This is a genomic window from Pseudomonas putida (assembly GCA_029953615.1).
GTDB lineage: Bacteria > Pseudomonadota > Gammaproteobacteria > Pseudomonadales > Pseudomonadaceae > Aquipseudomonas.
The window spans coordinates 3,061,142-3,084,173 of record CP124529.1 but is presented as its reverse complement, the minus strand read 5'-3'; the positions used below and the strand labels follow the sequence as shown (position 1 = coordinate 3,084,173).

Sequence of the window (23,032 nt, the reverse complement as noted above, 5' to 3'; positions counted from 1 at the left end):
TGCAACGCCAGCTGGTTTGCTCAGCTGGCGTTGGTCATCAGGTCAGTCTCGCCCAAGAAGTCGATGAAAGCGCGTGTTTTGGGTGACAGCAGCCTGGTCGGCGACCAGACGATCCAGAAGTCACCCGGAAGACTCAGTTCACGCATTACCAGAGTCAACTCGTTACTGGCGATGTACTCCTGGATCACAAAGTCGGGAAGGTAGGCTACGCCCATGGCATTTCGGCAGGCCGCCAGCACCGCCTCGACACTGTTCATGACCATCGCCGTTTCAACCTGCACTTGAACCCGCTCGCCCTGCGCCTGCAACGTCCATGGCTGCAGCTTGCCGCTCGACGGCAGCTTGTAGCCGATACCCCGATAGCTGCTCAGGTCCTGAAGGGTGCGGGCGACGCCATAGCGCTGCAGGTATTCGGGTGCCGCGCATAGCACGAAGCGGAAGGTGCAGATCTTGCGGGCGGCCAGGCTCGAGTCCGGCAGCGCACCGCTACGGATTACCGCGTCAAAACCTTCTTCCACCACATCGACCATCCGGTCGCTGAAGTCCAGGTCCAGTTCTATTTCGGGATAGCGCCGGTAGAATTCGCGCATGCTTCCGGAAATCAGACGGTAGCCTACTGCCGGCAGGCTAACCCGTAGCACGCCCTTGGGCCTCTGCTTGGAGTTGGCCAAGGCCGCCTCGGCGTCCTGCAATTGCTGCAGCAGGGTGCGGCAACGGGCGAAGAAGTCTAGCCCCTCGCTGGTCAGGCTGATCTGTCGGGTGCTGCGATGGAACAAACGCACGCCAAGGCGCTCCTCAAGGCGGCTAACGCTCTTGCCCACGGCAGAGGAGGAAATACCCAAACCACGCCCCGCCAAGGTGAAGCTCTGCGACTCAGCCGCACGTACAAACGCGATCAAACCGCTCAAGCTGTCCTTCGACACCATCTAGATCAGATCCTTCTCAATCTAAAGCACTAAGTAAAACACCTAACCGGGCCAAAAGGATATCGCTCGGTTTTGACAGTTATACGCTGTGCCAGCGCTGCTCTGGTTGTTAACCGGAAGCATTTTGCCATACGCTTGAGATGTCAATAAGCCATCACCCAGCCAAGCAAGGAGTAGCCTGATGAAAATCGTTTCGCTGTTGATCGCTGCAGTCCTTTCGTTCTCATCAGTAGGCGCTTTTGCGCATAGTGGCGGTACTGACGCCAGGGGTTGCCACACCAATCACAAGACCGGTGACCATCACTGCCATTGAAATAGTCCGCAGCGCTGAGCCTTGGCGTTCCTGCCCCTGGGATGCCAACGCTTCAGCGGCCTGTGATATCTCGTCCGCCATTCATCGATGATCTCGCCTAACGCTCAGGAGCCTGGCCGTTTCGCTCCACGACCTTCCCACACTGCTCACTGGCCAGACGGCTGATGATCCGGATCGCCTGATGGATACCCGCCGTGTAGCGAAAGCTTATGCGCGGGTTGTGTTCGCATTCAGCATTTCGTCGTGCTGGACCAGGGCTTCGCCTAGCAGTTCTAGGGTCCAGGCGTATCAATCATGGTTGCTTTCATATCGCAGCCATCCAGCAGTCAATGAGCCTCCACCTACGCGGTCTTTTGGATGAATCCGCCCTTCACTGACAGGGACTTCCGGGAAGTCAAATGGGCTCATGCCTTCGATACAGGCAACGTTGACCCCGTATTGATCCGGTGAGGAGCGGCGCTGGTGGAATGTGTAGATGCCGCATTTCGAGCAGAAGTAGTGTTTTGCAACACGTGTGTTGAACTGATAAAGAGTGAGCGCCTCATGCCCTTGGGTGACAGTGATGTCGCCCAGGTTGGCTGATACCGCCACTGCCCCCCGCATACGGCAGAGCGAGCAGTTGCACCGGCGCGCTGTACGCACACCATCGGTCAAGCGAAGTGAAAAACGCACCGTTCCACAATGGCAGGCTGCCTGGTAAACAGGGCGATCATCGTGTTTTTCATCAGTCATAGCGTTTCTCTTGTCGTGTTAGAGGAAGCAAAGCAGCTGGTCTGCGGGTGGTGTGATGAGCGGGCGGGATCAGCCGCAGGAGGTACTGATGCAAAGCTCGGCCATCTGAAAATATCTATGACCGATTGAAGCACTATCTTAAAAAATCTCGCCAAACACCCCGAAAACACGGGGCGAAAGCCAAATGCCAGTCACCCATTATCTTGAAACCCGTACAACCGGAAGTGAAAAACCGCTGACTATTCTCTCGGCCGGGAAGCGGACTGAAGGTGGCCTGATCGGCCAAAAGCAGAAAACGGAAGAAACAAAAATGTCCGCACAAGGCAGGCATTTTGGGACGGGCCGAATGCAGGAAATCCTGAATCAAACCATCAAACTCTGGTGCGGAGACAGGAACCAAACACAGAACCTTTAAGCCAAGCAATACTGGATCTTTATGAATAGGATGCGCCAGACGTATCCCTAAACGTATCCCTAAACCTCGATCCACCCCAGCGATGGGAAGGTGGTCGGCTGATTTTAGAAGCGCACGCGCCAGAGGGCGATCATCCGTGATGGGCTTTCCTGTGACAGTTCGGACAAGCGGCGACTGAATTTTCGACCGTATCGTCTCCGCCATCAATCAGCCGTTGCTTGTGATGCACCTCTAGGTATGGCGTCTGATCCTTCCTTCTGAGAAACGGAGCCTCCCGGCCACACAGACCACAGATACCGTTCGCCCTCGACAGCACCTCCGCGACAACGTCTGGATTGCGCTCGAACACCCGGACCTGAACAAATTTTTGTTTGGGTACCCGGGGAGCAACGGCTAGACGAGCCATCCGCTGCTTAGGATTCTTAAGAGATTCTCGCACCTTCCTCTCGAAGTCTTGAGCCAGGTCTCTCGGCATGCGAACCACCTGAAATCCGAGCTTCGGTAGGTCACTAAGCGGGTGCGATGTATTGAAAGAGCCAGGAGGTTTTCCGATGGCTAGTGCGTAAATGTACTTGAGAGGGTAGAGAAGCCCACCAGGTGCCTCCAGATACCAAGCCCGAGGAGTGGTGTACTTGAAAGGCCGCTCTCCGCGTTCGTAGATGGCAATAGCCTTTTTCACCGAGGCTTTAGTCAAATTACCAGTGAGCATTCATACGTTCCTTCGAAGAATAGTGCTAGAGCAGGTGAGAGGGTGACCCCGGGGGACCCTGAGGATAAACAATGAACACGGGGACGGAAACCCGCGCCACTACGCTAGCGGACCGAGCACCAGGTTATTGAAATTTCAATCATTGAAATCTGCCTGGCCATGAGTGAAGGAACGATTCTTGCCGGTACGGTAAGGATGAGGGCAGATGTGCAAAAAGCTGCACAATTCACTCCGGTTCACCTGATTCACCAGTTCACTAAGCTGGCAGATCACCCGCTAACAAAAAGGCGCGGGTTTCCTGTCCCGTATCTCGCCTAATCTCTCAGGGTCCCCGGCGGCTGCCAGCATCGGAAAGACAGTGCATGCTCTGCCGCTGAAGGCACAGTCGAACAGGGGGCATGGGGATAACTACAAATCTAAAGCTGTGTAACGGATGTAAGAAGTGTAACAAAATCTCGCAACCACTTGATTTTCAAGGAGAAGAATCGAGTTACACGCTGATATAGACACTTGCTCGAGCAGTGTAACAACGGAAACGGTGTAACCACGACGGCCCGCTATCGACCCATAGCTTTCCTTCATATAGAGCCGTTTGAGTGCATGTGCGAAATTGCACTCGATCTGAGCACCCGTTTGGATAGCTGCGGATCAGGCACTTGCATTCGACGCAGTGATACGAAGGGCTGCGATCAGTGCAGCCAGCCCTCTGTTGCATGTATGTTGTAGGTAAGGTAGTCGGCACTTCGGCGTGGAAGTGCTGATTGGAGGTTTAGCGTGGTGAGTCAGAATGGCGTGCGCTATATAAGTCTCATTTCGGCATCGACACATGGATGCTGTTAGATTCAGAAAGTGGGAAAAAGCGCGAGCGCTCAAAGGAAAGCAGCCGGCCTGCGTGCTTAGCACCAAGTTGTCCCGGCAACACTTAGGAAGAGGTGATCATGAAGCTACAGGCATATCGGCTGCAGAACTATCGCCGACTGCGAGATGTCGTCATTGAGCTTGACGACGAGATTTCCATCTTCGTTGGCGCCAACAACAGCGGCAAGACGTCTGCCGTACAAGGCCTGTACTCGATGCTACGTGGCGAAGCGAAGAAGTTCGAACTCTTCGACTTCAGCGCAGCGCTGTGGGCCGAGATCGACGCCATAGGCAGGACGCCTCCAGGCGATGAGGACGCGCCCAAGCAGTTGCCGTCCATTCTTTTGGATCTCTGGTTCCGCGTCGGAGAAGACGATCTCGCCACTGCAATGTCGCTTCTTCCGAGCACGGAGTGGGACGGCAAGTGCGTCGGGATTCGGGTGGCGTTCGAGCCTCGGGACGCCCATGCGCTCGTTCGGAAATTCCATGAACTGCATGAAAAGGCCAACAACGCTGCAACCGCACTGGTAACCAGGCGCAATGAAGTTGCGGAAAATGGGGCTGCGGTGGTGGCGGATCCCGGCGAGTACAAGCCCTGGCCGGAAAGTCTGACGAAGTACCTCACCAAGGAGCTGACCAAGGAATATACGTTCCGCTACTATGTACTCGATGAGCGCGAATTTGTCGGCTATCAGCCTAAGGAGGCCGATTATGAGCCGCTGCCCCTAGGTAACGAGCCGGGTGGCGCGGCCATTCTGAAGTCTCTGGTGAGGGTGGACTTCCTGCGTGCGCAGCGGCACCTTGATGACCCGGATGCTGGCAGCTCCGACCGCGCTGAGAGCTTGTCGCGTCGTCTGAGCCGTTTCTATCACCGTAATCTGGAGAAGCGTGGTGACGACCATGTAGTGCTCAAAGCGCTCGATACCTCGGAGAAAGAACTGAACTTCCACCTGGAGGAAGTCTTCAGCGACACCCTCAAGCGCCTCGCCAAACTCGGTTATCCAGGCGTCAACAACCCCGAGATCGTGATTCGGGCGGCCTTGGATCCGACCACCGTCTTGGGGCAAGATGCCAAGGTTCACTACGTGGTTCCTGGTGCGGTCACCGCGCAACTGCCCGACAGCTACAACGGTCTGGGGTTCAAGAACCTAGTCTATATGGTGGTTGAACTCCTCGACCTGCACGAGCAGTGGAAAGCCGAGGAAGACAAACGGGCGCCACTGCATCTGGTCTTTATTGAAGAGCCTGAGGCGCATCTGCACGCGCAGATCCAGCAGGTCTTCATCAGGAACGTTTTGCGCCTTCTTGAGGATGCCAACGATCACGCAACGTTTTTCCACACGCAGCTCGTTGTCACCACGCATTCCCCACACATCCTATATGAGCGCGGGTTCTCTCCCATCAGGTACTTCCGCCGTGTTAGCGACCAGCTGGCCCATAACACCGAGGTAAGGAATCTTTCGCTCTTCAAAACGGGCGCGGCCGACGCTCCAGCGCGCGAATTCTTGCAGCGGTATCTGAAACTCACACACTGCGATCTCTTCTTTTCCGATGCGGTCATCTTGGTGGAGGGCAATGTCGAGCGCCTGCTCCTGCCAGCCATGATCGAGTCGGCCGCCAAACGCCTGCGCTCCTCCGCCCTGACCATCCTTGAAGTCGGTGGCGCGTTCGCGCATCGGTTTCAAGAATTGATCGCCTTCGTTGGACTAACTACGCTGGTCATCACAGATCTGGACAGCGTAACGGTCAAGCCGGATGCTGAGGATGCCGCCGAGCAAGACGCAGGAGCTGACGGCACCGTCGACGGAGATAACGAGGACGACGATCTGAAGCCCTTCGAAACCGAAGACGACGACGAGGCAGCACCGGGCGGCAAAAAGAAATCCAAGAAGCGTGGGAGCACCTGCCATGCACACGTGGAGGGTGCCGTCACGTCCAACCAAACCCTTATCAGCTGGATCCCTAAGAAGCGGTCGGTCGCCGAACTATGGGAAGTCTCGGCGGAGCAAAAGACGCTATCGCTTGCCGAGGGCTCCAGCGCTGAGGTTCGGGTGGCCTATCAAACCAAGGTTTTGGTTACGGTGGGTGCTACGACCTCGCAGCTTTGCGGCCGCACGCTTGAGGAGGCCTTCGGTCTTGAGAACTCCGAGTGGTGTCAGGCTGAGGCTAACCGGGCGGTCGGACTCAAGCTAAAGCGCGCACCAAACAGCCCCGAGGAACTGGCTGAGAAGTTGCACGACAGGGTGATCAGCAAGAACTTCGACAAGACTCGCTTTGCGCTGGAGGTGCTCGCAAGTGGTCCGCTCAACTGCTGGAAGGTCCCCACGTATATCGCCGAGGGCTTAGCCTGGCTCGAAGCCAAAGTGGCGCACGAGATTGAGGCGGACGCGGCTGTTGCCACCGAGGTCACGACAATTGAGCCGACTGCAGCCGGTTTTGTCGCCGTCATTGCAGATGCGGAGCAGACGGCATGAGCAGGCGAGTTGATAGCCCAGACACTGCCGCCGACCGCGAGATCTACGCGTGTATTGCTGCGACACCCCCACAGCCGTTCGTGGTCCGCGCCGGCGCAGGTTCCGGTAAGACCACCTCCCTCATCAAGGCGCTGGACTGGGTGATCTCAGAGCACGGCGCCACCATGCGGGCGAAAAAGCAGAAGGTTGCCTGCATCACATATACCGACCTCGCCGCCAAAGAAATCTTGGCGGATGTTAACGACGATCCGCTGGTCCATGTCTCGACCATCCACAGCTTCTACTGGTCTATTACCAAGACGTTTCAGACGGACATTAAGGTTTGGCTAGAGAACGACATACGCAGGCGGATTTCCGAGCTGGAAGAAGAGTTCAAGAACTACAGCTCGCGTGTTCGGCAGACTACACGCGACAGGAACAAGGCTGACCAGGAGCGTTATGTCCGCAACCTGGAGGTTATTGCTGGCGTCAAGACCTTCAACTACGGGGTGGGCAGCGACTATGCAAAGGGCATCCTCGGCCACGAGGACATCCTTCAGCTCGCTGACTTCCTTCTGCAAAATCGTCCCCTGTTCCGACGGGTCGTAGCGCTGAACTTCCCGTTTGTGTTCATAGACGAGAGTCAGGACACGTTCCCGAGCGTAGTGAAGTCCTTCAAGGACGTGGAAGCCCAGATGCGACGCAAGTTCTGTCTCGGTTTTTTTGGCGACCCGATGCAGGCGATCTTCATGAGAGGCGCGGGGTGGACATCCCGCTTGAGGACCATTGGCGGGCCATCACGAAACCAGAGAATTTTCGCTGTGCCAAGCAGATCCTTGATGTCGCCAACGCCGTGCGCGCGCAGGGCGACGGCATGGAGCAAGTCCGAGGGCTACACGAAAAGGTTGATGGAGATCTCAAGCCAGTGGAGGGCTCGGCCCGGATGTTCGTCCTGCCAAACACGCTTAACCGAATTGAGGCCCTGGCAAGAGTCCGGGCGTGGAGTGCGGCGACGAACAACGACGAGGGTTGGACGACCCCAGACATCGCGCTCAAGATTCTTGTCATCGTGCACCGCATGGCCGCGAACCGGCTCGGCTTCGGTGGCATCTATTCGGCGCTGAACGATAGGACATCGGAGGGCATGAAGCAGGGGATGCAGGATGGCACCGGCTGGCCCGTTCGCCCCTTCCTGAGTTTTGCGCTACCGATCGTTGCCGCAGTGAAGGCTGGCAACGAGTTCGCGGCGATGAACCTGATCCGAAAGTTCAGCCCGCGTCTGGCGCCAGGGGCACTTACCGGCCAGCGTGCCGCGGCTGTGTTGCGAGAACTGCACGCTGCTATATCGAGACTTGTCGTCATGCTGGACGAGGCAGAGACCACCATCGGTGACATAGCTCTCCATCTCTGTGACACGGGCCTTTTCGAGTTCGACGATCGCTATAGGCGTGTTCTTGGATTTGTCAGGGATGTTGCTGACGTTGCTCAGGAGCCCGAGGCTGCTGATGCGGTTCCGGCCGAAGGACCATCCTCGGACGCGGCAATGGCCAAGTTCTTCAAGTGCTCTGCACAAGAGCTTTGGCCCTATGAGCGCTACATCTCAGAAGGCTCCCCCTATGCTACACAGCACGGTGTAAAGGGAGCGCAGTTCGAACGAGTGATGGTGGTGATGGACGAGGAAGAAAGCGACTACCGAACGTACAACTACGAGCGTGTCTTCGCGAGTGCTGAGGCCCGTGCTGCAGATCGAGCACGAGCACTGGGCGGTGATGAAAATACTTGGAGCCGAACGCTGCGACTGCTTTACGTCTGCTGCACTCGCGCCCAGCGGGGACTGGTACTAACGTTCTTTGTCGCTGATCCGGCGACCACCCTGGAAAACGTCATAGCGAGCGGGATCTTACCGCGAAGCGCAGTCTTTACGCAGGAAGTGTTAGCTGGATTGCCCTAGACGAACGATTGCCCGATCTATTTGAAGCAAGAGCCGAGCGGCAGGCTCCCGCGATGCCAAGAGGTGGCTACCGGGTGGTAACTCTGAGGATGTGAGCGCCCCCAAGAGCCGTTAGCCGACCTCGGTGAACGGCCGCTTGGGGCCGTTAGCGGCCTTTCGTAAGCGGTGGCTATCGGTCCGATGCTGCCGTTCATAATGGTTGCTAACGGGGGACCACTTCTTTACCCAGTCCTTTACCGTCAAAATGCCTAACCCCAAACGAAACACGCTATTATCTGTAGCAAACCAAGCCCATTCAGAAGCGCGCCTACACTGGATGCCAATAGAATGCACCATATTAGCTCTGAAGCTGTAAAATCTGCATGGAAATACGTTTGTCAACTTCGCTCGCAACTTGCTAGAAACAAGGCAAGTTTGGTACTAGGCGCTGGGGTCTCACGAGACTTGAACCTTCCTATGTGGGAAGTTTTGGTCGACCGAATAAAGACTTCCATGGCATGTCAAGCTCCTGAAGTTCATGCTGTAAAAGAGGCAGCGGGCAAGGCTGCATTAGTCCTATTTGAAATCTTCACTTCGCACAAGAAAAACGAACTCGCTAAAGAGGGGTGCTACACAAACGGCGTCCTTATCGAAAAGAAAATTCTCTCCGACTGGCGTGGATTAATTCACAAAGCTCTATATCAGGATATCAAGCCTAACGAAAGACGTGCTCAAATCGATGCCCATCCGTACTTTAAAGAGATCATTGAATTTGCAAAGCATTCAGAATTGACTGTCACATACAATTTTGATGACTTCTTGGAGTTTGGACTTTCCTGCGCAGACCTGAACCCAACCAAGCACGAGCGACCATATCAAACAGTATGGTCCCATCACACTCAATTCACAAAAGACAAATGTGTAATATATCATCCAAATGGTTTCCTACCATTTGACCAGAATAAATTCCAAAGTGAGAATTTGATTTTCTCTGATGGAGCTTTTGCAGACCAACTACTTGATGGGATAGGGGGAGGTTTATCAACTCTCCTCCATGTCCTTACGAAAAAGACAAGCGTTCTTGTTGGGCACTCGCTAACCGATTCCACCCTGCTTCACCTTCTCCGAAAAGCCGCTTCTATCAGCCCAGGAAATTACAATTATTTCATCAGATTTACGTCTGAAGCTATTGACCCGCAAAATCGAAACGCGATATTTGAAGCAAATTTTAACAACTATAATCTAGTAACGCTATTCTTCAACAGCAAAGATATTGAAGAGTTCTTGCGGGCAATTACTATGCCTGAAGTAGATTTCCTGCAAGAATCCGACTTTCTTGGACTTCCTACCAAATACGTCTATTACATGGTAGGCTCCATCGGGATAGGCAAATCCACCGTAATTAGCCAGTTTGGTAGTTTAGTTACGCTTGACGAGTGGTTTGACGAAAGGCCTCCAGAGATGGCTCGTTCTCCCGACGAGCTTAGTACAAGCAAGACGATTACTATTGACGACTGGACCAATGAGCAGTTTGGAAAGAAGAACAATTACTTGGACAGAAAAAAGGTTGGTGTCTTTCTTGTCGATAGGTCTCCCCTTGATCCTTTAACCTTTGTTGTCGGCGTACCCGAGAGCGATCGCGCTAAGTCAATGCTTAATAACGGCATTCGACCGGGACTTTCAAAAAAAGTAATTATTCCCGGCGAGATTATCCATATGACTGGAGACGCTCATGAAATATGGTCACGCTTAATTACTAAACGAAAAGAAACCAGCTGGCCACCTGAAAAAATTAATGAACTTCAGCAGCGAAGCTTAGATCTTTACGACAGCTTGCAACCCAAGAAGATTCATGCAACTCAGAGAAAAGAGGCAGACATTGTGCGCGACGTTGCAAAAGTTATTTTTTCTTGCAGTTATTCCCCGTCAGACCTAGATCGCCGAATGAGTGACATCGCAAATGATTAAAAAACCAACAATATATTTAGCAGCACCACTATTCAATGAGGCGGAGCTAGCTTATAACAAAACCCTCAAAGCTAAACTCCAAGATTATTTTGATGTTTTCTTGCCCCAAGAAGATGGCTTACTGTTGCGTGAATTAGTAGCGAATGGCACATCTGCAGCGCTAGCAGAGAGGATGGTTTTCGACGCTGATATAGCTGCCATGAAGGAATCGGAGTTTATCCTAGCCATTCTGAACGGTGCACATATTGATGAGGGGGTCGCATTCGAGCTTGGTTTCTCCTTTGCGCTCGGAATAAGATGCATTGGGCTGAAGACCGACATTCGGCAATCATTACCTACTGGTAATAATCCGATGATAAACCAGAGTTGCGAGAAAATATTCAATTCGGCAGACGCTGCCGTTACTTGGCTTATTGCCACCTGCACCAAAAAAAGCAAGTTCGCGTTTAACCTGATTGAATCTTCGCCTATCAAGCTTGTAGCCAGTGAATGACATGAATAAACCCGGGCTGGCGTGGAACACTTTTGATAGGCGCCCCATAGCGGCCGCTCGGGTTAGACGCATAGTGCCCAAGTGGTCTCTCTTGTAAAGTCGGGCGTAGAGAATCTGACCCACGCCTTAATCGGCCTTATGTTCATGTAAGGAATTTTCTATAAAAGCCTGCATCTCAGCTAAGCATTTCTGCACAACATTGCTTATATGACAGGCTGTGTTCAAACAAGGCAAATATTAATCACTGCCTTACAAAGCGAATCTTCATAACAGCTCCTTTATCTGCAAGGGAGACAAACAATCTCTCAAGAAACAAATTAATCTGTGTAGCCCATTTTCTACGTCGGACAGTCGGATAGAGTTTGCGTACTGCTTACCCTTACCTGGGCGCTCTGTCCTGTCACCTCTGTGAACAATCTCATGCCTCCTATTCATCATTTTCTCAATTGAAGGATAAAATTCAGTAAACTGGGATGCATCCTTGTTCAGCGACTTCAAAAGACTCACAATATCAGGCACATTATTGAAGGTAGTTCTATCAAGGTAAGAGCTGACGGACCCTGCAATTAACTCTTCAATCGTCATGCCTTTGAATTTATGCAATTCTCCGAGATGGAATTTTTCGGGCTTGCCTGAAGAGTTTAGACCTTGCAGTGGAATTTTATTTAAAAACTCTTCGCCTGCAAGCGGCGGGTAATGGGCTGCAATTGTTCTCAAGCAATCCTCAAGCATGGCGTGCATAAAGACAACTGCCGAGCGCAAAATATCAGCCTGATGAACCAGAACTCTTCCTTGTCTTCTTACCGATGTGCTCTTGTAGAGAGCGCAAAGATTCCTCACCCTTGAAAGATTGTAACGCAACCGGGTAAAAGCATCCGCGAGCGCGGGGTTGCTTTCACACTCCACTTTCCATATTGATCCCATACACGCCTGCTGGTTAGTAGTAGCCTCAGATAGGCGGGCCCGTTTAAGCGTAAGCGTCCGCCTAACTCACCTTGCGTAAGTCAGGCCGGTACCTACTTATGCGGCAGCAATTGCCCGATCTCACTGGCTCGCTGTGTCGGCAACCGCGTCAGCACATCTTTGAGATAGGCATACGGATCATGCCCGTTCATGCGCGCCGACTGGATCAGAGTCATGATCGCCGCCGCCCTTTTGCCACTGCGCAGTGACCCGGCTAATAACCAGTTCGAGCGACCGAGTGCCCATGGCCGTATCTGGTTCTCGACCTGGTTGTTGTCGATGGGCACAGCGCCATCGTCCAGGTAGCGCGTCAGCGCTACCCAGCGTTTCAGGCTGTAATCGAGGGCTTTGGCCGTGGCCGATCCGTTGGGCACCAGGTCGCGTTGGGCCAACATCCAGTCATGCAGTGTTTTGAGGATCGGCACCGCCATTTCCTGACGTATTTGCCAACGATCTTCATCACTCATGTCCCGCGCTTGGCGCTCGACCTCGTACAAGCCGCTGATCGAGTGCAGCGCTTGTTCGGCCAGCTCACTTTTGTTCGCCACGTGCAGATCGAAAAACTTGCGACGGGCGTGAGCCATGCAGCCGATTTCAGTGATGCCTTGCTCAAAACCAGCTTTGTAGCCAGCGAAGTCATCGCAAACCAGCTTGCCGTTCCAGTCGCCCAGGAAGTTGCGTGCATGTTCTCCGGCACGGCTTGGGCTGAAGTCGTAAACCACCGCTTTGAGCGCCGAAAACGGTGTAGTGCTATAAGCCCAGACGTAGGCCCGGTGGGTTTTCTTCTCGCCTGGCGCAAGCATTTGCACGGGTGTTTCATCGGCGTGAATCACGCCCTGATTTAGCACCGCTTCACGCAGTGCATCGACCAGCGGCTGGAGCCGCACGCCGGTTTGTCCGACCCACTGGGCCAAGGTCGAGCGAGCAATGGCCAGCCCGGCGCGACCAAAGATCTTTTCCTGCCGGTACAGCGGCAAGTGATCGGCAAACTTGGCCACCATGACGTGGGCCAGCAAGCCTGCGGGCGGGATACCTTTGTCGATAACCTGCGCCGGCACCGGCGCCTGGATCAGTGTTTCGCACTGACGGCAGGCCCATTTGCCACGCACATGTTGCTCGACGGTAAACACGCCCGGCGTGTAATCCAGCTTCTCGCTGACGTCTTCGCCGATGCGTTGGAGTTGGCAGCCACGGACACACTGGGTGTTTTCGGGTTCGTGACGAATCACCGTGCGTGGAAACTGTGGCGGCAAGGGCGCACGTTTCGGGGATTGCCGTGGTTCGGCCTGTGACGCAGCTGGAAGGAGCTGTTTTAGCTCGGACTCGATAGCCTCAAGGTCTGTGTCGAGCAAGTCATCCAGCAAGCTGCTTTGCGCCGGGCTGATTTGCTCGCTGCGCTTGGCAAACTTGTGGCGTTTGAGCAGAGCGATTTCGAACTTGAACTGTTCGATGAGGATTTCGTCGTGCTGGATCTTCCGGCTCATTGCCTCGACCTGGGACTGCAACTGCAACGCCTGTGCCGCCAAGGCACGAAGCTGTTCCGGAGTCATCTGGTCGAGATTGGGCGAGAAAGTCATGCCGCCGATTCCAGAGCAGGCCCGAAACGACGACAAGCAGACCGGCCAAATGGCCGGCGGTTATAGCATGCTGATCACACCGCCTGCGCCGACTCGCTGCCACGGCAGGCCCAGCACCAAAGCCTGGAGTTGTTCGCTGTCGAGTTCGACCTCGCAGCCATGGCGAATGCCGGGCCAGTGGAACTTGCCTTGATTCAGTCGTCGTGCGGCAAGCCAAACGCCCACGCCATCGTGCACCAGCACTTTCATCCGGTTGGCCCGGCGATTGGCGAAGAGATAAGCGCAGTGCGGCATCGCCGCACCGAACACCGCAATCACTCGGGCCAATGCCGTTTCGGTGCCGGCGCGCATATCCATCGGCTCGGTGGCCAGCCAGATTGCATCGATGCGGATCATCGAGCGACAGCCCGAATAAAGTGCGCGCAGCCCTCAGGATCCGAGACTGGCCATTTCACTGTGATCACTTGCCCGGCCATGGATAACTCAATGGTCGCTGACGTTTCGGATGGCCGTTTAGGCGCGGCTTTTAGTGGGACGAATGCCGGTAGTGAAGCCGCTGCGGGCTGGTCTCGATAGAGTGGCATCCATTTGCGGATAACGTTGGCATTGATGCCGTGGCTGATGGCGACACTGGATACGGTCGCCCCAGGTTGCAGGCATTCCTGAACAACCTGGGCTTTGAACGGTTTCGGATAAGAGCTTCGTTGGCGCATGGAAATCCTGGCGATAAGGGTGATCGCGTCCGCTTAAAAATACGCGGACACCATCGCCCTTAACGCTGGAGTTCGGAAGGTGAGTTCGCCGGACGCTTACGTATCAACGGTTCCGGGGCTGGCGAAACCAGGGGACGTTCGATCAGATGCTCAAACGCCGGGACAGCGTGAGGCAAACACCCGCCAGATGGCCGGCATTATAGGGTTCCCAATGCACTCAGCGGAATGCAGTATAGCAGGAAGTGCTGCGAGGAAAGGAACTATACGGGATGCCAAATATAAGGAAATCAAAAAGTACATGCATCTGAAATCCTCAGCAGCATCCAATCAAGCCTCGTGAAACTGGGCCCTATATAATATTTTGGCTAGAGATGACGATATGCAAAGCAGGCTGAAAGATTTGGGAGATGCATGTGATCTGGTATCGCATCCTTTCGAAAGTAGAGCTAGATCAAGACGACACAAAGGGAATGATATTAAGCTTGAATAATATGTCGTCAACCGCTGCCTGAAAACAAGTGATATGCCCTAGCTGCGGCCTATTAGCTATCAGCTCCAATATTCTATGTTTCTTCGTCTGGGACATCCTGGAACCAAAAATCACGGATTTTATGGCACTTGCAGGAAAATCGAAGAGGTGAAACTTCTTCTCACCGGCATCCAAAACCACCGATGCATCATTCAAATCCACCATCATTCTCCATTCTTGCTCATAGCTCCAGTGATCACTCTTGGTAAGCAGAGGGGAAACATCCTTAGCATCTGCGAACGTCAGCGTCGGCCTTGTCGGAGAGTAAATCACAGGTCGCAGGCTTCTAAACTCATCCTTTTCAGATCGCCGCTGGTGGAAAAATGAAGCCTCTGGATCAAATTCAAGTACAAACCCTTCATGTGAACAGCCGTAATGAGCCCACATCAGAAGGTCGTCGGGCGACTCTGTCAGACAAAGGATGCCAATACGCTGCTCTGTAGCTGAGTTGAAACGGCTGGCTATTTCAGGCATCAATTTCTTTATTAGGCTAGCAAAACCGGACTCACGCGAAAGCATCTGTACCTGAACTGCAGCTGCTAGTTGCTCTCTTGATACTAGTAATTTCGCATCCTCGGAAAATTTAGCATAAGTATCTTCCAATATCTGAGGTAGCAACCCGGCTGCTGCCTCCCACGCCAATTCATCCGACTCATAAAGTCGTAGTGGTGGCCGCAGCTCAAAAGGGTCGTTTAGGTTCTGCGGAGAGGAGAAGCAAATTCTGGTTGACTCCAGTACATCAATTCGGTCTGGGTGCAGATACTTGAAAATTCTCAAACGTACTCTCCTGAATGTACTGGGCCATGGGCTCGCCCGAGCTGAGTCTTGAGATTATCTCAGAGTGCCAAAAAATGGGCCATTCATGATTGGCCTGATGGTTACTCATAACCTAGTAAACCAATGCTGAGTGAAGCTCATTTCTCCCACAAGGTAAGTAAAAACACAAATAAGCTCTTAAAACGCAAGAGGCACTTAACGACTGATAATCGAATCCACGAAAAAAACTAAATTTTCACCAGCGATATCGCCTAGCTCCTCTCTATAAAACTCTACATCCACCTCATCCCGACAGCCTATATAAACCCTCTTACCCTCAGCAATTAATGGCCTAACGGCATCCGCCAAATCATAGTGACGGGATGACATTCTAAATCGAGTACAATCGAGATAAAGACTTTTGCAACCCTCATTGTACTCAAAGACTTTTGGACGACCCAAGCTGGAGCCAAGTTTGCTGTAATTTACTCGCAACGCACAGTTTTTTCTCGCATTCAAAATATCGGATGCAATACCATTCAATTCAAAAATATATTTATTGCCACCCCTCCCAGCACCTATAGATTGTTTAACAGTTATTCCGCCTTCCTGGCTATTCCACCTATTAAATAGAGTGGCTGCCCTGACACCTCCACGCCCTTCAACCAACTGATTAATATCAAAAACATCCCCGTCATCCTCGACTACCACGCGAGTCGCGCCAAAAGAGACCGAGACTTTTTCTGATCGCCCATACTTAATTGCGTTCTGAGCAATCTCCAAAATATAGTCTTGAAGACGCTGCACAAAAACGTCACCATATACCCCACCAGAAATATAATGACGCAACTTAAACTCAATGTCATCACCTATCACTCGATCTAAATACATACTTAGATCCTCTATACTGGTTGATGAAGCGCGAATTTCGATGACACTCCCTGATATCAAGCTCTTTAAGCGTAGTGCCTCTTCACTTTCTGGAGGAGGAGGAATAACCTCAGAGTTTTCAAGTATTTTCAAAATACCCGGAAGTACTTTAGCAGAATGATTGGCAACTGTTGACTGTCCTGCCCTTGAGAAACTATCTCCACCATAATCGGAAACTGCTTTCACTACGAGCCACTTCCAGCGCTCGCTGAGGAATGCAAATGCTTCCATCTCCCCCCCGAGCAATTCAGGATGAGCCTTTATAATTTGATTTCTAGCACGATCACTTTTATAGAGTGTTTCAGAGCTAGCCAGCTTACCAGCATGGCATCTCACACCAACATCACTCATTAAATAGTTTAGCGTTTGCTCAATGCGACTTGCATCAACAGCGCTTTTCAGAAAAATAGCTTTCTGCAAGATTTGTTCTTTTTCAAAATGCTGCACATTCAGTGATAGTATTTCAGAGCAAACTACTACGTCACCGACAGAAACTTTTGCAGGATCACCCCAACATATACCAACCAATAAAATTAAACTTGGCTTTGGAAGCCATGAGCAGCGCAACAATGCACTTGCGACTCGACCTACAGAGTCCTCCTGCGAAACTCCGCTTTCACCCGTCACATGCAGTATAAACTGCCCATTCAACATCCCCAAGCAGCAGCCAACATTAGCAATTCCAATATCCGCTTTAATTCTCAGGCTAATTAAATCATTAACAGACTTCTTTTCGATGCTATTCGACGTAAATACGAGCACATACCCACCCCGAAGAGCGTGACTATGATGTTCAAGCTTCATTTTTCCTCCATGAAAATCAAAATAATTTTTAATGCAAAAAAAAAAAAAAAAAAAAAAAAAAAAAAATACAATAAAAAACCCGCATGAAGCGGGTTTAGAGTTCTTTCCAAAAATCTGGTGCCGGAGACAGGAATCGAACCTGCGACCTTCGCGTTACGAGTGCGCTGCTCTACCGACTGAGCTACACCGGCGTGTAGCGCAACGTACCACTGCTCGCACCCGTTACGCAAACCCCTGTTTCCCCTGACTTATTGCCCTACCCTCAAGGCGCCTTGCACCCCTTCGGCGCCAGGTCTTCTTCAATGTCGGTAGTGCACCCCCACCCGCTAGCCGAACGCGTCAGGGTCAATGCCTTGCCCAGCACAGTAGCCGGCGCATCCACCAGCGTGCAAACGATGCTCCCGCTACCATCCGCCGCCTTGCCACTAGCCGTGATCGCGCAGTGCGCCGTCGCCGGCTGGCCACCCAGCGCGCCCACATCCGCCACATCCTTGCCGTCATTCAACCGCAAGTCCATCGCCGTCTTCAGCGCGCTGATCTCCAGCAACCCGGCCGCAGCCTTGGAGCGTGACTGGTGGTTGGTGTACATCGGTAAGGCGATGGTCGCCAGAATGCCAATGATCGCAACGACGATCATCAGTTCGATCAGGGTGATACCGCGTTGCCCTTTCATGAACGTTTTCCTTTTTGATACGCGTACTCGTTGAGGTCAGGCTCGACCCCGGCTGGCAGCGGCGCAGTAGGCCTGAACAGACACCTTTTGTCACCCCTGCCCGCTGGGGCGTCGTCTTCGCTGAACTACTCTAGTGAGCATCACGGACGTGCGCCCTTGCATGGACGCGGCAAGCTGTTTCCAGGCTTGTCGCACGGGCAGGAAAAGGACCTTTGCATGACCCAATCCACACTCCTCTACACCTGGCACGGCACCGACGCCAATGGCACGCCGGTCAGTGGCCAAACGCCCGGGCGCAGCCCGGCTTATGTACGCGCCGGGCTGATCCGCCAGGGCATCAAGGTCGCCAGCTTGCGGCCTGCCGGCGGGCTTGGCTTCAGTTTGCCGAAACGGCGGGTAAAGGCCGACCCGGCGGGGTTCAGCCGGCAGCTGGCGACCTTGCTCAAGGCCGGGGTGCCGCTGCTGCAGGCGTTCGAGGTGATGGGGCGCAGTGGCTGTGATGCGGCGCAGGCGGCATTGCTGGATAGATTGAAACAGGATGTGGCCTCGGGCCTGGGGCTGGCGGATGCGTTGCAGCGCCATCCGGGGTGGTTCGATGCGCTGTACTGCAACCTGGTGCGGGTGGGTGAGCAGTCCGGCACGCTCGACCGGCAGCTGGAACAGCTGGCGGGCATGCTGGAGCAGCGCCGGGTGCTGCACAAGAAGGTGCGCAAGGCGATGATCTACCCGCTGATGCTGTTGCTGACGGGGCTGGGGGTGTCGGCGATCTTGTTGCTGGAGGTAATTCCGAAATTCGAGAGCATGTTCTCTGGTATGGACGTGGCGTTGCCGGCCTTTACCCAATGGGTGATCGACTTGTCCACAGGGCTGAGCCGCTTTGCACCGCTGTTGCTGGTGATGGGTGTAGTACTGGGTTTTGCCATGCGCCAGCTCCACCGGCAGCACGCGCCAGCGCGCCTGTGGATAGCTCGCCGAGTGTTGGGGTTGCCGGTGTTCGGCAGGCTGCTGGGGCAGGCGGCGCTGGCGCGGTTTGCGCGTAGCCTGGCAACGTCCTACTCCGCCGGGGTGCCGTTGCTGGATGCGCTGGGCACGGTGGCCAGGGTCAGTGGCGGCGACCTGCATGAGCAGGCGGTGTTGCGGCTGCGCCAGGGCATGGCCAATGGGCAGGGGCTGCACCAGGCGATGGCCGCCGAACCGCTGTTTCCGCCGTTGCTGGTGCAACTGACGGCCATCGGAGAATCCAGTGGCACGCTGGACCAGATGCTGGAAAAAGCCGCCAGCCATTACGAGGAACAGGTCAGCCAGGCGCTGGACCAGTTGACCAGCCTGCTGGAGCCGGCCATCGTGCTGGTCTTGGGCCTGCTGGTGGGTGGCCTGGTGGTGGCGATGTACTTGCCGATCTTCCAGTTGGGTAGCTTGATCTGAACATGACTCTATCGACTTTACTGGCTGAGCAGCCGGCGTACTTTCTCACCTTGGCCACGGTGCTCGGCCTGCTGGTGGGCAGCTTTCTCAATGTGCTGGTGTACCGCCTGCCGATCATGCTGGAGCGGCAATGGCAGCGTGAAGCGCAGGAGATGCTGGAATTGCCGATCACGCCACACGAGCGTTTCGACCTGTGGCTCCCCGCCTCACGCTGCCCGCACTGCGCGCATCGGCTTCGCCCGTGGGAGAACATTCCGGTCATCAGCTACCTGGCCTTGCGCGGGCGTTGTTCAGCCTGCAAAACCCGCATCAGCCCGCGCTACCCGTTGGTAGAGGTGGCCAGCGCGCTGCTGTCGCTGGTGGTGGCCTGGCGCTTTGGCGCGTCGCCCGAGGCCTTGCTTGCACTGCCGCTGACCTGGTGCCTGCTGGCCCTGAGCCTGATCGATGCCGAGCACCAGTTGCTGCCGGATGCGCTGGTGCTGCCGATGCTGTGGCTGGGGCTGATCGTCAACGCCTTCGGCCTCTACGTCCCGCTGAGCAGTGCGCTGTGGGGCGCGGTGGCCGGGTACCTCAGCCTGTGGACAGTGTACTGGGCGTTCAAGCTGATCACAGGCAAGGAAGGCATGGGCTATGGCGACTTCAAACTGATGGCGCTGATCGGGGCCTGGGGGGGCTGGCAGGTGTTGCCATTGACTCTGCTGCTGTCGTCGGTGGTCGGGGCGCTGGCTGGGCTGTGCCTGCTGCGTCTGCGCCGGCATGCCATGGGGACGGCGATCCCGTTCGGGCCCTATCTGGCGATTGCGGGGTGGATTGCCGTGCTCTGGGGTGATGAAATATACGCTTCATACACACAACTGCTTGGATTCTGATGACCACTGCGGCCTTTACCCCCTGGATTCTCGGCCTGACCGGCGGCATTGGTAGCGGCAAGAGCGCCGCTGCCGAGCGTTTCGTCGAGCTTGGCGTGCACCTGGTCGATGCCGACCAGGCGGCGCGTTGGGTGGTCGAGCCTGGCCGCCCGGCCCTGGCCAGCATCGTCGAGCGCTTCGGCGCCGGCGTGCTGCAGGCGGACGGCCAGCTCGATCGTGCCGCCCTGCGCCAGCTGATCTTCGCCGACCCGGCGCAGCGCAAATGGCTGGAGCAACTGCTGCACCCGCTGATCGGGCAGGAAATTTTCAGCTACCTGGCCAAGGCGCAGTCGCCGTATGCGGTGTATGTGTCGCCGCTGCTGATCGAGTCGGGCCAGTACCAGAAGACCCAGCGGGTGCTGGTGATCGATGCGCCGCAGGAGCTGCAGGTGGCACGTACCCTGGCGCGTGACAACACCAGTGCCGAGCAGGTGCAGGCCATTCTCAAGGCCCAGCTGGCCCGCGAGGAGCGCCTGCGCCATGCCGATGATGTGGTGGTCAATGACGGCGACCTGGCCGCGCTGCATGAGCAGATTGACCGCCTGCACCACTTTTACCTGACTTTACGAGGAGGCCAGCCATGAGCCAGCCATTTGACCGTCGACTGCCCGACTTGTGGCGCACCTGTGGAATGGAACGAGAAAAGCACGTTCCGGCCGTTCTGTTCGGACCGTTGCAAGCTGATCGATTTGGGGGCCTGGGCGGCTGAAGAGCACAAGATTCCGGGGGCGGAAGAGTCCGAGGATGAGCTGTATTCCGGGGACCTGGAGCCGCGGCATTGAGCTGATGTTAGGGTGACTGTGCCGGCCTCTTCGCGGGCATGCCCGCTCCCACAAGGAGTCCCACAAATCTTCAAGACTGGCGCGGTACCTCTGTAGGAGCGGCCTTGTGTCGCGAAAGGGCTGCGAAGCAGCCCCCGATTTCAGTGTTGACTCAAGATTGTCGGGGCCGCTTTGCGGCCCTTTCGCGACACAAGGCCGCTCCTGCAAGGAGGGATCGCGTTGTTGCCGATACCCGGTTAATCACTGCTCATCCTCCTTCCACGGCGCCTGCAGATACCGCGTGCGGTTGAAGGTTTCCAGCCACTCCGGGCAAAACACTACCAGCGCGCTGATCACCGTGCCGTTGATGAACGCTTCGGGGAACATCATCAGCCACAGGTAGCCGACAAAATCGCTGAGCCACTCCGGCATGGCGAAGCGCCCATCCAGCCACAACAGCCCCAGCCCGACCGACAGGCAAGCCAGCACCGTCAAGGCTGCCGGAAAAAACCCTGAACAGAAGATATACACAAACAGGTTCCGCGGCTGGGCGCGCTCGACTCCGATCGCGCACGCTTCGGCTATCAGCACCGGCAGGCCAACCAGCAACAAGCCATTCACCCCCAGCGCTGCCAGGTCCTGGCGCCCCAGCACCAGCAAGCCAAGCTGGGCCATGAACCCACCCAGCACCGCCAGTGGCCAGTCCAACAGCAGCGTGACCGCCGTCATGCCAATAAAGTGGTACGAAACCCCGGTATCGAAATCACGCCGCACCAACCACAGCGCAAACAGGCAGAACACCGTGCCAAACAGCAGATGCTGGCGGCGCCGGTCAGTGAACAGCTCGACCCAGCCCACCCGGCTGACCGACCAGATCAGCAACGGCAGATAACCCAGCCAGCCAAGCGTAAGGGTGGTGCCGGACAACACCTGCGCGCTGATCACCTGATAAATACCCCTTGCTGCCTTGTGGATAAAAAACGAGTCTACACCCATTCTCCAGTCCCTTCGGCTGCGGTAGGCTGTCGCCCTCACTCGATGCAGGAAGCATTGTTCATGGCTGAAGGACTCAACCTCGCCCTGCTGCTGGCAGCGGCACTCAACGCCATTATCGGCGTGCTTCACCTGGCCATCATCGCCGTCGGGCCGCGTTGGTACCGTTTGTTCGGGGCTGGCGAGCGCATGGCCGTAGCCGCTGAAAAGGGCCGTTGGTACCCGGGGCTGATCACGGCCGCTATCGCCTGCGTGCTGCTGGTCTGGTCGGCCTATGCCCTGTCGGCTGCCGGGGCGATCGGGCGGTTGCCCCTGCTGCTGCCGGCCATCTGCCTGATCACCCTGGTGTTCCTCGCCCGCGGCTTGCTGGGCCCCGTGCTGCTGGCCGGTACCGGGCGTTCGCGGCGTTTCATCATAGTCAGTTCACTGGTCTGCCTGGGTTTCGGCCTGGTGCATTTGCTGGGGGTAGTCCAGCAGTGGCCGGTGCTGGGCTGATTTCTGCGCACAAACAGCATCTTATCGTCATCGATTAGCGTCTAAGCTTGTCCCATGGATGACTCAGACTACCTGCGCCTGCTTACTATCCAGGCCGAACAAGCCAATGCCTTTCTCTCCAACGCCCGCAAGTGGGAGCGGGAGCGTTGGGTGTGCCAACGCCTGTTGCAGGGGCTGAACATCCCCTACCGCAGCGAGGATTTCACCCCGGCCGGGCAAGAGCCGCCAGACGTGCTGTTCCGCGACGCGGCCTTCGAGGTGTTTTTCGTGCTCGACGAGGGCCGCCGGCTCAACGATGAATGGCGCGAAGAGCTGCAGCGCCGGCGCAGTGCGTTCTCCCTGGCGCAGCTGGTACGCCGCGAAGCACGCCCGCGGCGCATCAGTGCCACCGAGCTGCTGGGGCGCCTGGCGCCGACCTTGCGCAAGAAGGCGCACAACTACCGGGAACGCGGGCTGGAGCTGAACGAGCTGGACATCATCGCCTTCGCCAGCCTCAAGCGCGAGGTGCTCGACCTCAACACCCATTTCCCACCGCCCACCGAATACCTGCGCCAGGGCTGGCGCTCGCTGTCGCTGGTGGGGCCGACCTTTGCCCGGGTGCTGTTCGCCCACCCCGACGCACCGGACTTTCTGCGAGGCAACCTGGGCCGCAGCATTGTTTTCGACGTGGGCATCAGTCTTTGATCCACTGCAGCGAGTGTTTGCGAT

Annotated in this window: 21 protein-coding genes, 1 tRNA gene and 1 pseudogene; 12 read left to right on the top strand and 11 right to left on the bottom strand. The window is 55.4% G+C overall.

The features are described 5' to 3' along the window. Positions 1 to 20: 20 nt before the first annotated feature. On the bottom strand, positions 21 to 926 hold the full coding sequence (locus QIY50_14095) for a LysR family transcriptional regulator (GenBank protein ID WGV18609.1): 906 nt from the start codon (positions 924 to 926) through the stop codon (positions 21 to 23). Between the two features lie 601 nt (positions 927 to 1,527). Further along, on the bottom strand, positions 1,528 to 1,971 hold the full coding sequence (locus tag QIY50_14090; GenBank protein ID WGV18608.1) for a GFA family protein: 444 nt from the start codon (positions 1,969 to 1,971) through the stop codon (positions 1,528 to 1,530). Between the two features lie 184 nt (positions 1,972 to 2,155). On the opposite strand from QIY50_14090, the gene QIY50_14085 reads away from it, so the two are divergent. Further along, on the top strand, positions 2,156 to 2,386 hold the full coding sequence (locus QIY50_14085; protein ID WGV18607.1) for a hypothetical protein: 231 nt from the start codon (positions 2,156 to 2,158) through the stop codon (positions 2,384 to 2,386). A 130-nt stretch (positions 2,387 to 2,516) separates the two neighbouring features. On the opposite strand, the gene QIY50_14080 is transcribed toward QIY50_14085, so the two are convergent. Continuing rightward, entirely contained in the window at positions 2,517 to 3,095 is a 579-nt protein-coding gene (locus QIY50_14080; GenBank protein ID WGV18606.1) for an HNH endonuclease signature motif containing protein, read from the bottom strand. A 938-nt stretch (positions 3,096 to 4,033) separates the two neighbouring features. Between QIY50_14080 and QIY50_14075 the strand changes: the two genes are divergently transcribed. The 5 genes and pseudogenes from QIY50_14075 (at position 4,034) to QIY50_14055 (ending at position 10,797) form a co-directional block, all read left to right on the top strand. Then, complete coding sequence (locus tag QIY50_14075; protein ID WGV18605.1) at positions 4,034 to 6,427, top strand: ATP-dependent endonuclease; 2,394 nt, start codon at positions 4,034 to 4,036, stop codon at positions 6,425 to 6,427. Beyond that, positions 6,424 to 7,095 (top strand): annotated as a pseudogene (locus tag QIY50_14070) (UvrD-helicase domain-containing protein). Before QIY50_14075 ends, QIY50_14070 begins: the two are co-directional and overlap by 4 nt. 74 nt (positions 7,096 to 7,169) lie before the next feature. Next, a complete protein-coding gene (locus tag QIY50_14065; GenBank protein WGV23145.1) occupies positions 7,170 to 8,357 on the top strand; it encodes a hypothetical protein in 1,188 nt (395 codons plus the stop codon). A gap of 327 nt (positions 8,358 to 8,684) precedes the next feature. Then, complete coding sequence (locus QIY50_14060; GenBank protein WGV18604.1) at positions 8,685 to 10,304, top strand: SIR2 family protein; 1,620 nt, start codon at positions 8,685 to 8,687, stop codon at positions 10,302 to 10,304. Continuing rightward, positions 10,297 to 10,797, top strand: a complete 501-nt coding sequence (locus QIY50_14055) for a nucleoside 2-deoxyribosyltransferase (protein WGV18603.1) — start codon at positions 10,297 to 10,299, stop codon at positions 10,795 to 10,797. The genes QIY50_14060 and QIY50_14055 overlap by 8 nt, the downstream gene beginning before the upstream one ends. Positions 10,798 to 11,061: 264 nt before the next feature. Here QIY50_14055 and QIY50_14050 read toward each other — a convergent pair whose 3' ends face one another. From QIY50_14050 to QIY50_14020, 7 genes are all read right to left on the bottom strand, one after another. Further along, complete coding sequence (locus tag QIY50_14050; protein WGV18602.1) at positions 11,062 to 11,721, bottom strand: HEPN domain-containing protein; 660 nt, start codon at positions 11,719 to 11,721, stop codon at positions 11,062 to 11,064. Between the two features lie 92 nt (positions 11,722 to 11,813). Continuing rightward, positions 11,814 to 13,337 (bottom strand): IS66 family transposase, encoded by a 1,524-nt coding sequence (locus tag QIY50_14045; protein WGV18601.1) that lies wholly within the window; start codon positions 13,335 to 13,337, stop codon positions 11,814 to 11,816. 60 nt (positions 13,338 to 13,397) lie between these two features. Continuing rightward, a complete protein-coding gene (gene tnpB / locus QIY50_14040) occupies positions 13,398 to 13,733 on the bottom strand; it encodes an IS66 family insertion sequence element accessory protein TnpB (GenBank protein ID WGV18600.1) in 336 nt (111 codons plus the stop codon). Positions 13,734 to 14,501: 768 nt separating this feature from the next. Continuing rightward, a complete protein-coding gene (locus tag QIY50_14035) occupies positions 14,502 to 15,356 on the bottom strand; it encodes a DUF2971 domain-containing protein (GenBank protein WGV18599.1) in 855 nt (284 codons plus the stop codon). A 195-nt stretch (positions 15,357 to 15,551) separates the two neighbouring features. After that, entirely contained in the window at positions 15,552 to 17,069 is a 1,518-nt protein-coding gene (locus tag QIY50_14030; GenBank protein ID WGV18598.1) for a hypothetical protein, read from the bottom strand. 115 nt (positions 17,070 to 17,184) lie between these two features. After that, a tRNA-Thr gene (locus QIY50_14025) sits at positions 17,185 to 17,260 on the bottom strand. A gap of 71 nt (positions 17,261 to 17,331) precedes the next feature. Further along, positions 17,332 to 17,742, bottom strand: a complete 411-nt coding sequence (locus QIY50_14020; GenBank protein ID WGV18597.1) for a pilin — start codon at positions 17,740 to 17,742, stop codon at positions 17,332 to 17,334. A gap of 216 nt (positions 17,743 to 17,958) precedes the next feature. Between QIY50_14020 and QIY50_14015 the strand changes: the two genes are divergently transcribed. From QIY50_14015 to yacG, 4 genes are read left to right on the top strand one after another with little or no spacing between them, the layout of a single operon-like run. Continuing rightward, positions 17,959 to 19,167 (top strand): type II secretion system F family protein, encoded by a 1,209-nt coding sequence (locus QIY50_14015; protein ID WGV18596.1) that lies wholly within the window; start codon positions 17,959 to 17,961, stop codon positions 19,165 to 19,167. Positions 19,168 to 19,169: 2 nt separating this feature from the next. After that, complete coding sequence (locus QIY50_14010; GenBank protein WGV18595.1) at positions 19,170 to 20,036, top strand: A24 family peptidase; 867 nt, start codon at positions 19,170 to 19,172, stop codon at positions 20,034 to 20,036. Next, a complete protein-coding gene (coaE, locus tag QIY50_14005) occupies positions 20,036 to 20,659 on the top strand; it encodes a dephospho-CoA kinase (protein ID WGV18594.1) in 624 nt (207 codons plus the stop codon). Before QIY50_14010 ends, coaE begins: the two co-directional genes overlap by 1 nt. A 9-nt stretch (positions 20,660 to 20,668) precedes the next feature. After that, positions 20,669 to 20,857 carry a DNA gyrase inhibitor YacG gene (yacG, locus tag QIY50_14000; protein ID WGV18593.1) on the top strand — a complete coding sequence of 63 codons (189 nt, stop codon included), beginning with the start codon at positions 20,669 to 20,671 and terminating at the stop codon, positions 20,855 to 20,857. A 240-nt stretch (positions 20,858 to 21,097) separates the two neighbouring features. Here the strand turns inward: yacG and QIY50_13995 are convergent, their stop codons facing one another. Next, a complete protein-coding gene (locus tag QIY50_13995) occupies positions 21,098 to 21,832 on the bottom strand; it encodes an energy-coupling factor ABC transporter permease (protein WGV18592.1) in 735 nt (244 codons plus the stop codon). A 60-nt stretch (positions 21,833 to 21,892) separates the two neighbouring features. On the opposite strand from QIY50_13995, the gene QIY50_13990 reads away from it, so the two are divergent. Together QIY50_13990 and QIY50_13985 are read left to right on the top strand one after the other, a co-directional pair. Next, positions 21,893 to 22,324, top strand: a complete 432-nt coding sequence (locus tag QIY50_13990; GenBank protein WGV18591.1) for a hypothetical protein — start codon at positions 21,893 to 21,895, stop codon at positions 22,322 to 22,324. Positions 22,325 to 22,378: 54 nt separating this feature from the next. Next, positions 22,379 to 23,008: a DUF1780 domain-containing protein gene (locus tag QIY50_13985; GenBank protein ID WGV18590.1), complete on the top strand. Its 630-nt coding sequence runs from the start codon at positions 22,379 to 22,381 to the stop codon at positions 23,006 to 23,008. The last annotated feature ends 24 nt before the right edge of the window (positions 23,009 to 23,032 follow it).

What these genes read in the sequence shown, in the direction of transcription:
- QIY50_14095 (WGV18609.1), bottom strand. Translation starts at nt 926, where the DNA reads ATGGTGTCGAAGGACAGCTTGAGCGGTTTGATCGCGTTTGTACGTGCG.
- QIY50_14055 (WGV18603.1), top strand. Translation starts at nt 10,297, where the DNA reads ATGATTAAAAAACCAACAATATATTTAGCAGCACCACTATTCAATGAG.
- QIY50_13995 (WGV18592.1), bottom strand. Translation starts at nt 21,832, where the DNA reads ATGGGTGTAGACTCGTTTTTTATCCACAAGGCAGCAAGGGGTATTTAT.
- QIY50_14050 (WGV18602.1), bottom strand. Translation starts at nt 11,721, where the DNA reads ATGGGATCAATATGGAAAGTGGAGTGTGAAAGCAACCCCGCGCTCGCG.
- coaE (WGV18594.1), top strand. Translation starts at nt 20,036, where the DNA reads ATGACCACTGCGGCCTTTACCCCCTGGATTCTCGGCCTGACCGGCGGC.
- QIY50_13985 (WGV18590.1), top strand. Translation starts at nt 22,379, where the DNA reads ATGGATGACTCAGACTACCTGCGCCTGCTTACTATCCAGGCCGAACAA.
- tnpB (WGV18600.1), bottom strand. Translation starts at nt 13,733, where the DNA reads ATGATCCGCATCGATGCAATCTGGCTGGCCACCGAGCCGATGGATATG.
- QIY50_14060 (WGV18604.1), top strand. Translation starts at nt 8,685, where the DNA reads ATGCACCATATTAGCTCTGAAGCTGTAAAATCTGCATGGAAATACGTT.
- QIY50_13990 (WGV18591.1), top strand. Translation starts at nt 21,893, where the DNA reads ATGGCTGAAGGACTCAACCTCGCCCTGCTGCTGGCAGCGGCACTCAAC.
- QIY50_14015 (WGV18596.1), top strand. Translation starts at nt 17,959, where the DNA reads ATGACCCAATCCACACTCCTCTACACCTGGCACGGCACCGACGCCAAT.
- QIY50_14090 (WGV18608.1), bottom strand. Translation starts at nt 1,971, where the DNA reads ATGACTGATGAAAAACACGATGATCGCCCTGTTTACCAGGCAGCCTGC.
- QIY50_14080 (WGV18606.1), bottom strand. Translation starts at nt 3,095, where the DNA reads ATGCTCACTGGTAATTTGACTAAAGCCTCGGTGAAAAAGGCTATTGCC.
- QIY50_14030 (WGV18598.1), bottom strand. Translation starts at nt 17,069, where the DNA reads ATGAAGCTTGAACATCATAGTCACGCTCTTCGGGGTGGGTATGTGCTC.
- QIY50_14045 (WGV18601.1), bottom strand. Translation starts at nt 13,337, where the DNA reads ATGACTTTCTCGCCCAATCTCGACCAGATGACTCCGGAACAGCTTCGT.
- QIY50_14075 (WGV18605.1), top strand. Translation starts at nt 4,034, where the DNA reads ATGAAGCTACAGGCATATCGGCTGCAGAACTATCGCCGACTGCGAGAT.
- QIY50_14010 (WGV18595.1), top strand. Translation starts at nt 19,170, where the DNA reads ATGACTCTATCGACTTTACTGGCTGAGCAGCCGGCGTACTTTCTCACC.
- QIY50_14085 (WGV18607.1), top strand. Translation starts at nt 2,156, where the DNA reads ATGCCAGTCACCCATTATCTTGAAACCCGTACAACCGGAAGTGAAAAA.
- QIY50_14020 (WGV18597.1), bottom strand. Translation starts at nt 17,742, where the DNA reads ATGAAAGGGCAACGCGGTATCACCCTGATCGAACTGATGATCGTCGTT.